This window comes from Micromonospora sp. NBC_00898, assembly GCF_045207895.1.
GTDB lineage: Bacteria > Actinomycetota > Actinomycetes > Mycobacteriales > Micromonosporaceae > Micromonospora.
On sequence record NZ_CP108775.1, the window covers coordinates 3,641,049 to 3,652,572 of the forward strand.

At 70.5% G+C, this 11,524-nt stretch carries 9 protein-coding genes and 5 pseudogenes; 1 reads left to right on the forward strand and 13 read right to left on the reverse strand.

Features of this window, described 5'->3' with window-relative positions; translation table 11 throughout:
• Positions 1–88 precede the first annotated feature (88 nt).
• From OG799_RS17735 to OG799_RS17770, 8 genes and pseudogenes are all read right to left on the reverse strand, one after another.
• The gene (locus tag OG799_RS17735; RefSeq protein ID WP_406046139.1) at positions 89–1,267 is read right to left on the reverse strand and encodes a glycoside hydrolase family 88 protein; all 1,179 of its coding nucleotides are present in this window, start codon (positions 1,265–1,267) and stop codon (positions 89–91) included.
• Positions 1,264–2,778, reverse strand: coding sequence for an aldehyde dehydrogenase family protein (locus tag OG799_RS17740; protein ID WP_406046140.1), 1,515 nt, complete (start codon positions 2,776–2,778; stop codon positions 1,264–1,266). Before OG799_RS17740 ends, OG799_RS17735 begins: the two co-directional genes overlap by 4 nt.
• A 9-nt stretch (positions 2,779–2,787) precedes the next feature.
• Positions 2,788–3,576: an enoyl-CoA hydratase/isomerase family protein gene (locus tag OG799_RS17745; protein WP_406046141.1), complete on the reverse strand. Its 789-nt coding sequence runs from the start codon at positions 3,574–3,576 to the stop codon at positions 2,788–2,790.
• Positions 3,573–5,222 carry an acyl CoA:acetate/3-ketoacid CoA transferase gene (locus OG799_RS17750; protein ID WP_406046142.1) on the reverse strand — a complete coding sequence of 550 codons (1,650 nt, stop codon included), beginning with the start codon at positions 5,220–5,222 and terminating at the stop codon, positions 3,573–3,575. The genes OG799_RS17745 and OG799_RS17750 overlap by 4 nt, the downstream gene beginning before the upstream one ends.
• Before the next feature lie 33 nt (positions 5,223–5,255).
• Positions 5,256–6,260, reverse strand: coding sequence for a Gfo/Idh/MocA family protein (locus OG799_RS17755; RefSeq protein ID WP_406046143.1), 1,005 nt, complete (start codon positions 6,258–6,260; stop codon positions 5,256–5,258).
• Entirely contained in the window at positions 6,257–7,159 is a 903-nt protein-coding gene (locus tag OG799_RS17760; RefSeq protein WP_406046314.1) for a substrate-binding domain-containing protein, read from the reverse strand. Before OG799_RS17760 ends, OG799_RS17755 begins: the two co-directional genes overlap by 4 nt.
• 6 nt (positions 7,160–7,165) lie before the next feature.
• Positions 7,166–7,276 (reverse strand): annotated as a pseudogene (locus tag OG799_RS17765) (LacI family DNA-binding transcriptional regulator); the annotation flags it as partial.
• A 308-nt stretch (positions 7,277–7,584) separates the two neighbouring features.
• Positions 7,585–8,625, reverse strand: a complete 1,041-nt coding sequence (locus OG799_RS17770; RefSeq protein ID WP_406046144.1) for a LacI family DNA-binding transcriptional regulator — start codon at positions 8,623–8,625, stop codon at positions 7,585–7,587.
• A gap of 81 nt (positions 8,626–8,706) precedes the next feature.
• On the opposite strand from OG799_RS17770, the pseudogene OG799_RS17775 reads away from it, so the two are divergent.
• A pseudogene (locus OG799_RS17775) lies at positions 8,707–9,198 on the forward strand (IS6 family transposase); the annotation flags it as partial.
• 51 nt (positions 9,199–9,249) lie between these two features.
• Here the strand turns inward: OG799_RS17775 and OG799_RS17780 are convergent.
• The 5 genes and pseudogenes from OG799_RS17780 to OG799_RS17800 form a co-directional block, all read right to left on the reverse strand.
• Positions 9,250–9,609, reverse strand: a pseudogene (locus OG799_RS17780) (hypothetical protein); the annotation flags it as partial.
• Positions 9,610–9,683: 74 nt separating this feature from the next.
• Positions 9,684–10,397: pseudogene (locus OG799_RS17785) on the reverse strand (XRE family transcriptional regulator); the annotation flags it as partial.
• 46 nt (positions 10,398–10,443) lie between these two features.
• Positions 10,444–10,692, reverse strand: coding sequence for an integrase core domain-containing protein (locus OG799_RS17790; protein WP_406046315.1), 249 nt, complete (start codon positions 10,690–10,692; stop codon positions 10,444–10,446).
• Positions 10,652–10,939, reverse strand: coding sequence for a DDE-type integrase/transposase/recombinase (locus tag OG799_RS17795; protein ID WP_406046316.1), 288 nt, complete (start codon positions 10,937–10,939; stop codon positions 10,652–10,654). The genes OG799_RS17790 and OG799_RS17795 overlap by 41 nt, the downstream gene beginning before the upstream one ends.
• Positions 10,940–11,046: 107 nt before the next feature.
• Positions 11,047–11,352 (reverse strand): annotated as a pseudogene (locus OG799_RS17800) (IS3 family transposase); the annotation flags it as partial.
• Positions 11,353–11,524 lie beyond the last annotated feature (172 nt).

The following is an 11,524-nucleotide window of genomic DNA, read 5'->3' on the forward strand; positions in this document are numbered from 1 at the left end:
CAGCACTTTCTCCTTGAACGGGACGGGTTCTGCCCATCAGGTGGGTGTGATGAGACGGCCACGCCGCACAGGTGCGGCAGCGTGACATTCAGTTGTGATCGCGCAGGTCGGCCAGGTGTCGGTCCACGCCGTCCAGCGCGTCGAGGAACCAGTAGTCGCCCCACATCACGGACTCGTCCACGCCGAGGCCCTTGCCTTCGTGATAGCTGCCGTGTTGGAGCACGCCCTCCCATGCGGGGTCTCCGTAGGAGAGGAAGTCGGGTTCGCACAGCCGGGTCAGGATGCGCAGCGCGTAGTTGGCGTAGCCGCGCGCCCGGGTCTCGTCCTCGATGAGGCCCGCCAACTGCCACATGCCACCTGCGGCGATGGCGGCGGCAGAGCTTTCGAACGGGTGGACCGGGTTGCGCTCCTGCCAGTCGTTCGGGGGTACGAGCGCCGCCCCGGTGCGTTCGATGTAGAAGTCGGCGCAGTCCTGGGCGGTGCGCAGGAAGCGCCGGTCGCCGGTGTGCCGGTAGGCGGTGCCGAAGCCGTACATCGCCCAGCCCTGTCCGCGGGCCCAGGAACCGTCGTCTGAAAAGCCCTGCTGCGTGGTCTGGCGCAGGAAGGCACCGGTCTCCAGGTCGAAGATGCCCTCGTGGGAGGCGCTGCCGTCACCGCGCACAAGGGTGCGTCGGGTGGTGAGGCAGTGCTCGTACGCGATCCGGGCCAGGTCCTCGTCACCGGTCTGCTGCGCGGCGTAGAAGATGATCCCGACGTTCATCATGATGTCGATGAACAGGCTGTCCGCCGCCAGGAAGCTGCGCAGGTAGCGTCCCTTTTCGTTGAAACGCAACGACATGGTGCGCCCGGCCTGCACCACCGTCTCGTTGAGTTCCTCCGAGCCGGTCGCCTCATACCAACGCCGCCAGGTCGACCAGAACAGGAATCCCAGGTCGTGGACGGTCCGGTCGTACTTGCGCTCCTCGATGAGCCGCGAGTAGTGCTCGGCCAGCTCGCGCAGGTCCGGCCGCCCGGTACGCTCGGCGAGCATCCACAGCTGGCCACCGAGGAACCCCTCGCACCAGTTGGTCCACGCGTCGCCCTCGACCTGCCAGTGGCCACCGGTGGTGTAGAGCGGGAACCGGTCCGGGTGCTTGCGCACGAGGGCGGTCACCTTGTCTTCCGCGGTGCTCCAGGCGCGCTTGGATCCCTCCGCGTAGCCATCGGGCACCTCCAGCCCGGACGGGATCACCAGCGGGAGCGCGGTGGGCAGGATGCGGTATGTCATGACAGGCCTCCGAGGTGGTGCGCCGCGGGGACCCACCGGGTGGTGCGATCGCCGACCTGAAGCTGGATCGTCTTGGTCTGGGTGAAGGAACCGATCGCCTGCCGGCCAAGCTCACGCCCTTCGCCGCTGGCGTTGTAGCCGCCGAAGGGGAGCTCGGGGTACCCGTCCATCCAGCGGTTGACCCAGACGGTGCCGGCGCGCAGGGCCCGGGAGGCCGACAGGGCGGCATTGATGTCCCTGGTCCAGATGCCGGCCGACAGCCCGTACATCGTGGAGTTGGCGATGCCGACGGCCTCGTCCAGAGTCTCGAAGGTCAGTACCGACAGCACCGGTCCGAAGATCTCCTCGCGGGCGATGGACATCTCGGGCCGGACGTTGGCGAACACGGTCGGCTGGTAGAACCGCCCGTTGTCGGAGGCGAGGCGGTCGCCGCCCAGGAGCAGCTCCGCGTCGCCGCTCCGGCCCTCGGAGACGTACCGCTCGATGACGGCCAGCTGCTCGTCGCTGACGATGGCGCCGACCTTGGTGGCCGGGTCCAGCGGGTCGCCGACCGGGACCCGGCGGGCCCGGTTGACGACCTCGGCGACGAAGTCGTCGGCGATGCTGCGCTGCACCAGCACCCTGCTGCCGGAGTTGCAGCACTCGCCGGCGTTGAAGTACACGCCGAAGACGACGGCGTCGGCGGCGGCGTCGAGGTCGGAGTCGGCGCAGATGATCTGCGGGTTCTTGCCGCCGAGTTCGAGCTCGATCCGCTTGAGCAGCTGCCCGCCGGCGGCGGCGACCTTACGGCCGACCTCGGTCGATCCGGTGAAGGAGATCATGTCCACGTCCGGGTGCGCGCTCATCGCCGAGCCCACGCCTCCGCTGCCGGTGACGACGTTGACGACGCCCTCGTCGGCGCCGGCCTCGATGATGAGCCGGGCCAGGTGAACCGTGGTGCCGGGAGTGAGCTCGCTCGGCTTCACGACCGCGGTGCAGCCCACGGCAAGGGCGAAGGGGAGCTTCTGGCTGACGATCAGGAGCGGGAAGTTCCACGGAGTGATGATCGAGACGACCCCGAGCGGTTCGTTGACGACCATCGCCAGCACGTCCGGGCCGAGGTCGTTGTGGGCGTCGCCGTAGGAGTGGCGGGCCAGTGTGGCCGCGTAGTCCCACAGCTCGGCGGAGGCGTCGACCTCGTCGTACGCCTGGGTGATCGGCTTGCCGGACTCCAGCGCCTCGATCCGGGCGAGCTGATCACGGTCGCGACGGATGAGGTCGGCGACGCGGCGCAGCACCCGGGACCGCTCCACGCCTGCCCGCCTTGGCCATGGGCCGGCGTCGAACGCGCGGCGCGCGGCGGTCACGCCCCGGGCCACGTCATCGGCGCCACCCTTGGCGTAGCGGGCGACGACGACGTCATGGGCCGGAGAGGTGCGCTCAAAGGTCTCCCCGCTGACGGAGTCGACCTCCTGGCCGTCCAGGATGAGCCGGTTGTCGGAGATGGCGATGTCGGTGAGTGTCACGGTCACTCCTGGTCCTTAACGGCCGGCGAACTGGGGCGGTGTACCGGTGCGGAAGCCGGCGATGCCGGTGGCGAGGTCCTCGGTGGCGCTGGTCACCGCGCCGGCGAAACGTTCGAGGATGCGGGCGGGTGCTCCGTCCGCGGCGGCGTCGATGAGCTGCTTGGCCAGGGTCACGGCCACCGGAGCGCCGGCCGCCAGGCGGCTCACCAGGTCGTCCACCGCGGGATCGAGGTCCTCGGCGCTGACGCAGGTGTTCACCAGGCCCCATGCCTCGGCGGTGGGCCCGTCGACGGTGCGTCTGGCCAGCACGACGTCCTTGGCCCGGGCCCGCCCCACCAGTTCGGTCAGCCGTTCGGTGCCGCCCCAGCCGGGCACGGTGCCGAGGCCGACCTCGGGCAGGCCCAGCCGGGCGGTGGCGGCCGCGACGCGCAGGTCGCAGGCGAGGGCCAGCTCGAGCCCGCCGCCGAAGGCCAGGGAGTGCACGACCGCCACGGTCGGCTGGCGCAGCGCGGCCAGCGCGTCGAAGACCTGGTGGCCCAGACCGGTCCAGGCCAGCATCTGCACCGGGGTCAAACCCTCGAACCGGGTGATGTCGGCGCCGACGCAGAACGCCTTCGGGCCCTCGCCGCGCAAGACCACGACGCGGGCGTCGCTGCCGGCGACGGTGGCCAGGTGGCCGCCGAGCGCCTCCAGCATCTCGGGGGTGAGGGCGTTGAGCTTGGCGGCGCGGCGCAGGGTCAGGGTGGCGACCGGCCCGTCGATGCTCAACGTGACCTCGCCGTAGGTGGAGGTGGCGGCGCTCATGCGTTGGCTCCCTGGGCCGTCAGCGTGTTGGCGCCCGTGCTCCCGGCGGAGCTGAGGGGCTGGGTTGGTTTCAGGACCAGCCCGAGGGGGGCGGGGTCGAAGATCCGGCGGTCCATCGGGCGCAGGTCATCGGCGACCCGCAACGGGAAGGCGGCCCTGGCGAGCACGTCCGCGGACAGGTCGACGCCCGGGGCGATCTCGACGACGGTCAGGCCTTCGGGCCGCAGCTCGATCACGCAGCGCTCGGTCACGTACAGCACCTGCTGGCCCTGCTCGAGGGCCCGCCGTCCGGAGAAGGTGACGGCGCCTACCTTCTCCACGAACTTCGGGATCGCTCCGTCCTGCTCGATGTCCAGCCGACCGCCGTCGATCCCGATTCGGCGCTTGCCGGCGGTGAACCCACCGCTGAAAACGATGGCGCGCGCTCGGGAGGTGATGTCGGCGAATCCGCCGACGCCGGCGGTGACGTGGCGTCGACCGGGCAGGTGGTGGACGTTGACGTTGCCCTCGCGGTCGACTTCCAGGAAGGAGAGCATCGCCCGGTGGAACCCGGCCCCCTGCAGCAGGGTGAACTGGTCGATGCTGGGCATGAGCGCCTGCGGGTTCAGCGCACAGCCGAAGGCGAAACCGGTGAGCGGCACGCCGCCGACAGCGCCCTGTTCGATGACCCAGGTGACCTCCTCGGCCAGGCGCTCCTCTACCAGGATCCGCGGCACCAGCGCTGAGATGCCGAAGCCGAGGTTGACGATGTCGTGCTGGTGCAGTTCCAGGGCCGCCCGGCGGGCGATCACCTTTTCCAGGCCCCACGGGGCCGGCTCGATCACGTCGAGCGAGCGCCGGACCTGGCCGCTGATCGCCGGGTCGTAGGGGGTCTGCGTGGTCTGCCACTGGTTCTCGTCGACAACGATCGCGTCCACCAGGATGCCGGGGACCCGGACCAGGTGCGGATCCTGGGTGGCGGCCGGGGCCAGCTTCTTGACCTGGGCGATGACGATGCCGCCGTTGTTGTGCGCCGCGTACGCCTGGTCGAGGGCGCCGAGGGCGGAGCCCTCCTCCTCGAAGGTCAGGTTGCCCTGCGGGTCGGCGGTGGTGGCTCGGATGATGGCCACGTCGGGGCGGACCGAGGGGAAGAACAGCCAGTTCTGGCCGCGGAAGTTCATCAGCTCGACCAGGTCGGCCACGGTGCGCTGGTTCATCCGCCCGCCGTCCTGACGCGGGTCGACGAACGTCTCCAGCCCGACGTGGGTGAGCACCCCGGGCTGCCCGGCCGCGCCGGCCCGGTGCATCTGAAAGATGACGCCCGAGGGCAGGTTGTACGCCTCGACCTCGTCGCGCTCGATCATCTGCCAGACGCGGGGCGGCTGCTGCGAGGACGGGCCGCTGGGGTAGGAGCCGGCGATGACCCGGGACAGCAGGCCCGGACGGGCGATGTGGTCGATGCCGGCCACCCCGTACATGTCGCCGGCGGCGATGGGATGGACCGTGGTCAGGCCGGCCGGCGCGCCCTCCTCGGCGAACCGCTCGCCGATTCCGTGCAGGACGGTGTCGGGGCAGCCCAGGGCCGACGAAGAGGAGACGGTCACGGTGGCGCCGTCCGGGATCAGGGCGGCCGCGGCGCGGGCGGTGACTACGGGGACTTCACGCATCGAATTTCCTCAAGGGGCTATCGGGAGCGGCGGTCAGCGGACGGCTTCACGCTGCCCCGTTCGGGTGGACCGGAGCACGGCATGGGCGACCGCGAGCGCGGCCAGGCCGTCCTGTCCGGTGGCGGTCGGCACGCCCTCGCCGCGCACGGCTGCGGCGAACGCGTCCAGCAAGATCTGGTACAGGTCGCGCCGATCGCCCAGCTCGATATCGCGGGTTCCGGCCCGGTCGCGCAGGGTGATCCGGCCGATCGGGTCCTGGGTCATCACGTCGGTGGCGACGATGCTCCCCTCCTCTCCGTGCACTTCCAGGCCGGTGGGTGCGAAGGGGACCGTGAACGCGTCGTGGGTCTGCACCAGCACGTCGTCGGCGAAGCGGATGGCTGCCACCACCGCGTCCTCGCTCTGCGCGCCCCACGGGCCCTGCTGCGCGGACATGGCGACGGCGTCGATGGCCACGCCATCCAGCAGCGGGTTCACCACGGACGCGTCGTGGCAGGTGATGTCGAGGATCACGCCGGCGCCGGGGCCCCCGCCCAGTCGCCACCCCTGCAGCCGCGGCGGCAGCGCCACGGCGTGGAACACGCGCACCGCCAGCGGCCGGCCCACCGCGCCCGAGCGGACCAGGCGGCGGATCTCGCGGTGCGTGTCGGCCCCGGGGAGGTGGTGGTTGACCGCCAGCAGGACACCGGCGCGGGCCGCCGCATCGACCATGGCGGTGGCGTCCTCCATGGAGGTGGCCAGCGGCTTCTCGCACAGGATGTGCTTGCCGGCCCGCACCACGGCCTCGACGTGCCGGCGATGCTGCTCGTTGGTGCTCGAGACGTACACCGCGTCGATGTCGTCCCGACCAACGAGGGCGTCGACGTCGGTGGTCGCGTACGGAAGGTCGTTGGCGGCGGCGTAGGCGGCGGCGCGCTCGGCCGAGTTGCTGGCGACACCTACGACGCGGTGACCCAGGGCGCGCATCGCCGGCACCATCCGGGTGGCGGCGATGTCACTCGCACCAATCAGGGCCCAGCGCAGGATTGAGGAGGTCATGAGGCGTTCCTTTCCGCTTCGGAGACGGAAGCTGTCCACAACGTGGTCGACTCGCGCACCACCAGCCGCGGGGTGACGAGAACGCGCCGCGACGCCCGGGCCGGGTCTTGCAGCCGAGCCAGCAGCAGGCGGGCCGCCCTTGCCCCGACCTGCTCGGGGAAACCAGCGACGCTGGTCAGGGCCGGCTCCTGGGCGGCAGCGTCGGGTACGTCGTCGAAGCTCGCTACGGCGATGCCGCGCCCGGGTTCCACGCCGTGGGCGCGCAGGCCGTTGAGGATGCCGAAGGCGTACATGTCGTTGTAGGCGACGATCGCGTCCGGGACGGCGCCGGCCGACAGCAGCGCGGAGACGAGCTCGGAGCCTCCCTGTCCGCCGGCCGCCGAGGCGGCCACGTCGTAGGACACCTCGCCGCCCCCCGCCCGCAGACCTGACGTCAGGCCGTCCAGCCGCTCGCTGCGGGCAGTGGAGACGGGCGGGCCGCCCAGGAACGCGACGGAGGCCACCTTCAGCGTGGCCAGGTGGCGGCCGACGAGCTCGCCGGACCGGATGTTGTCGGGGCCCACATAGTCGGCCTCATGGCCGGGGATGGAGCGGGCGATGAGGACGTGCGGAATGCCGGCGGCCGCCACGGTTTCATGGATGTCCTCGGTCGGGCTGCCGCTGGCCGGGATGAGCATCAGGCCGTCGATGCGGTGCTCGGACATGCTCTCCAGCAGCCTGCGCTGACGGGCGACCTCGTCGAGGCTGTAGCCCTGAAGCAGGGTGTAGCCGGCCTGGTGGGCCTCCTGCTCGATCGACATGGTGAGCTCGGCAAAGTACGGATTGCGTACGGTCGTCACGACCAGGCCCAGCGTCCGTGACTTCCGGTTACGCATGTCGGCGGCCCGCCGGTTGTACACGTACCCGAGCCTGGCCATCGCGGCCCGGACCCGCTCCTTGGTCGGCGAGCTGATCTGCGAGCTGTCGCGCAGGACCAGGGAGACAGTCGCCCGGGAGACGCCGCTCGCCGCAGCCACGTCGTTTATCGTGGGGCGCTTCAACGGTTCCCTCCTCCCGGCGGGGCCACTAAAACGTTCTAGTAGAACGTTCCAGTAAGAGTGACGAGGGACACCCCCGTTGTCAATAACCTGTTGGCCGATTTCTGCTACCGCCGCGCCCCCCGCCCGCCGCTCAGACGGTCAGGCGCCGCTCACGTCGTGCAGAGACGGGCAGCCCGAGTCGTCTCACCTCGGGTAGTCAGGCATCAGCTCCGCAGACGCCGGGGGTGGGTGCACGAGAAAGACGTCGTTCAGGCGGGCATCCCGGCGACGCGAGCCAGGCCCGATCACTCAGTCGGTCGCCGCGCCACGGGCCGAGCTGCCCATGCCGTCGTCGACGTGCGGAGGGGCAGCTCGGCATCGATGAGCACCGTCTGCGGCAAACGGTCATGATCCTCGAAGCGCTCCAGCAGAAGCCGTGTCGCCTCCGCGCCCACTAGCTCGGGATGGCCTGCCGCACTGGTCAAGGGCGGCTCCTGGTGGACGGCGTCAGGGACGTCGTCAAAGCTGCTCACGGCCACGTCGCGGCCGGGGATGATGCCTCGGCTGCGCAGGCCGTTCAGGATGCCGAAGGCGTACATGTCGTTGTACGCGACGATCGCGTCCGGGCACTTCCCCCGTGCGAGCAGCCCGTCCAGCACCGAAGCGCCACCTTCCCCCCGCGTGGCGGACAACGACAGCTCCGGCGGCAGCGTCACGCCCCCGCGGCGCAGCCCCGACCGCAGGCCCTTGACGCGGTCGTTTCGCGAGGAGGACCCCTTGGCCCCACCCAGGAACGCCACGGTGGAGACGCCGAGGGAGCTCAGATGCTCGCCGACGAGCTGGCCCGACCGGACATTGTCCGCGCCGACGTAGTCGGACTCGTAGCCCCGGATCGAGCGGGTGATCAGAACGTGCGGAAGGCTAGCGGCTCCCAGGGTCTCGAGCAGGTCCTCGGGTCGAGAGCCGTGCGCCGGCAGCAGGACGAGCCCGTCGATGCGGTGCTCGACCATGGCCTCCAGGAGCTGGCGCTGCCGCGGCGCCTCATCCCGGCTGAACCCCTGCAGCAGGGTGTACCCCGCCTTGGACGCCGCCTCCTCGATGGCCATCATCAGCTCGGCGAAGTACGGATTGCGCACATCGGTGGCGACGAGCCCCAGGGTGCGCGACCTGTCGGTGCGCATGTCGGCGGCCCGGCGGTTGTACACGTACCCCAGGCGCGCCATCGACTCGCGTACCCGCTGTTTGGTCGCCTTCCCGATCTGGGGGCTGTCCCGCAGCACCAGGGACACGGTCGCCTTCGACACGCCGCAGTCGGCGGCCACATCGTTGATCGTCGGTCGCCTCATGACCTGTCCCCCGCTCGGCCACCGGACCCTGTCGTTCAAAGACCCTAAAGGCCTGCCGCCCGGTCAGCCTACTGGAACGTTCGGTGGGTGCAACGGTTCACCCCGTTGCTGGCCGACGCCACCCGGGTTCGCTCGCCACTCCCCGGGTGACCGTTGGTTCGTCGACGAGACTACGTGAAGATCAACGGGGACTGGCGGTACGTCTACCGGGCGGTCGACCAGCACGGGCAGGTCATCGACGTGCTCGTCTCGTCCCGCCGTGATGCCGCCGCGGCCCGGCGGTTCTTCCAGCGGGCGCTGCGGATGCTGAAGGTGACGCCCAGCGAGGTCGTCACCGACGCCGCCCCGGTCTACCCCGCCGTGCTCGACGACCTGATCCCCTCGGCCTGGCACCACGTCGAGGGGCACGCGAACAATCCGATCGAGGCCGATCACAGCCAGCTCAAGCACCGGTTACGCCCGATGCGCGGGCTCCGGACCGACCAGACCGCACAAGTGATCCGCCGCGGACACTACGACCTCGGGCTCGATAGTCAGCCCAAACGAGGTGGCCGACGAGCCCATCCGAGATGAAGCCGTCCATGCGGGGTCCGGTGTCGATCGGCATGACTGGGCCGTGGGTGGTCACTTTTGGCCTCGAAGGAAGCGCGCGGTGACCGTTCGGGCCTGCCGGCTGGTCGCCCAGTTCACCTGCCAGCACGGGTACGGAGCCAGCCGCGACCACCACGCGCGGCGACCAGCGCACATGCCGTCGAGTCCTCGGACGTGCACCGCGAGGATCGTCTGCTCCTGGCGGTCGTTCGGTGCTCTCGCTCCCCCGGCCAGCGGCCTCGGTTGATCGGGATCCGGTGCCGGGCATGACACGGCAGGTCGGCTCCGCAGCGGCAGACCCGCCGCCATCGCCTCCAGCACCAGACCGGCCGATGCCGCCGCGCGAGGGTCATGGCGGCGGCGAGCAGGTACTCCTCGTACGAGAGGCGGCGCACCGGATCTCCCTCGTCAGTCACAGGGGCACGCTGTCTCGCCCCCGAGTTGAGAGGGACGCGGCGACCAGGCCAATCCACACCGCCCTTGCCGTAGTGGCCGCGGGCAACCTCGATCAGGTGCCGGGCACGTCGCGGCTTCGATGGGATCGCCGCCGGGTTAAGGCGATTGGCCTGTCGCACCGCCTCACCGGACTTCTGAAGCTCGACGGCGACGGTCACGGCGTGGGGGCCCATGATGGCCCGCGAGAACGAAGTCTGCGGCTGGTAGAAGGTCTCCGGCAGTCGCTGCGCCACCCGGTTCGCACGGTCCCAGTACCGCCAGGCGCGGCCCTCCTCACCGGCCCGAGCGGCGGTATAGGCAGCTTCAAAGTTCAGGGCGCCCCAGAGAGCGAGCAGGTTCGGGTTCGCGTCGGTCGTTCGGGGTTTGAGCGCCGAGACCACGTCGAGCGTCACCGCCATACCGGTGTCCCAGTCCCCGGCGTCCCGGTGAACCTGGCACAGGAACCATCCCGCGCAGGCCAACGCCTCCGGATCTCCCGACTCCTGCGCCGCCACCATCGCGCGGTCAGCCACGCGCCACAGCAACTCGGCGGCAGGTTGGTAGGCAAGGAACATCTGGGCCAGGCCGAGCGCTTCGGCGAGCGGCGCCTGAGCCTGACGACGCTCGTCACCCTCATACGTCAGCGCGGCACGCTGAGCGTCCCGGACCGGGTCCGGTAGCAGAGCGCCGAGCAAGGTTCGATGGTCTGACGCCTGATGACGGGCGCGCCAGGCTGCGGCGAGCCGGCCCTGGGCTTGACCCGTTTCGACGGACAGGGTCGATGTGGTGATCTCACGCTACCTTGGCGAGCACCGGGCTGAGGCTGGTGGTCTCGTAGACGGCGGGGCTGAGGTAGCCGAGGCTGGAGTGCCGACGGCGGGTGTCGTACCAGCCTTCCACGTACTCGAATATCGCCTGGGGGGCGGCTTCGCGGGTGGGCCAGGCCTGCCGGTGTAGCAGTTCAGTCTTGATGGTGGCGAAGAACGACTCGGCGACCGCGTTATCCCAGCACTGCCCGCGCCGACCCACCGATAGCCGCACGCCGTGGCGGGCGGCGAGACGGGCGTGCTGGGCGCTGGTGTATTGACCAGCCGCGATCGGAACGAAAGACCAGGCCCGAGGTGGGCCGGCGGCGGACGAGGGCGTCGGTGAGGGCGGCGTCGACCCGGCCGGTGCGTAGGTGATCGGCCACCGCCCAGCCGACGACCCGGCGGGAGGCCAGATCGATGACGGTGGCCAGGTACAGCCACCCCTCCCACGTGTTGATGTAGACGCCTCGCCGCACCACCTGGTATCGACCTGTGCCGGGTTCGTGGCAAAGTCACGCTGGATGAGGTCCGGGCGCGCCTCGGCGGCCGGATCCGGGATGGTCGTGGTCCGCCACCGGCGCGGGCATCTGCCGGCCAGGCCGGCGGTGCGCATCAGCCTCGCGATGCGTTTACGGCCATGCCGATGCCCGGCCGCAGCCAACTCGGCGTGCACCCGCGGCGTCCCGTAGGTGCCCTTCGACGCCGCGTGCACCGCGCTGATCTGCTCGGTCAGCTGCACGTCGACACGCGTGCGCGTCGACTGCCGGTCGCGGGTGTGCTGGTAACAGGCGGACCGGGAGACCTGCATCAGCTCGCACGCACGCTTCACGCTGCGCCGGCCGGCCTGCTCCGCCTCGATGAACGGATACACGTTCACCGGGTCTCCTGGCATGAACGCGAAGAAAGCCGTCTTCAAGATCTCGACGTCCTCACGCAGCCGCCGGTTCTCACGCCGCAGTTGCGCCAGCTCGGCCCGCTCATCGCTGGTCAAACCGTCCGACCGGCCGCCCGCGTCGAGCTCGGTTTGCTTGATCCACTCCCGCACGGCAGTCGGTCAGGTCGAA

What these genes read in the sequence shown, in the direction of transcription:
- OG799_RS17735 (WP_406046139.1), bottom strand. Translation starts at nt 1,267, where the DNA reads ATGACATACCGCATCCTGCCCACCGCGCTCCCGCTGGTGATCCCGTCC.
- OG799_RS17745 (WP_406046141.1), bottom strand. Translation starts at nt 3,576, where the DNA reads ATGAGCGCCGCCACCTCCACCTACGGCGAGGTCACGTTGAGCATCGAC.
- OG799_RS17750 (WP_406046142.1), bottom strand. Translation starts at nt 5,222, where the DNA reads ATGCGTGAAGTCCCCGTAGTCACCGCCCGCGCCGCGGCCGCCCTGATC.
- OG799_RS17755 (WP_406046143.1), bottom strand. Translation starts at nt 6,260, where the DNA reads ATGACCTCCTCAATCCTGCGCTGGGCCCTGATTGGTGCGAGTGACATC.
- OG799_RS17770 (WP_406046144.1), bottom strand. Translation starts at nt 8,625, where the DNA reads ATGAGGCGACCGACGATCAACGATGTGGCCGCCGACTGCGGCGTGTCG.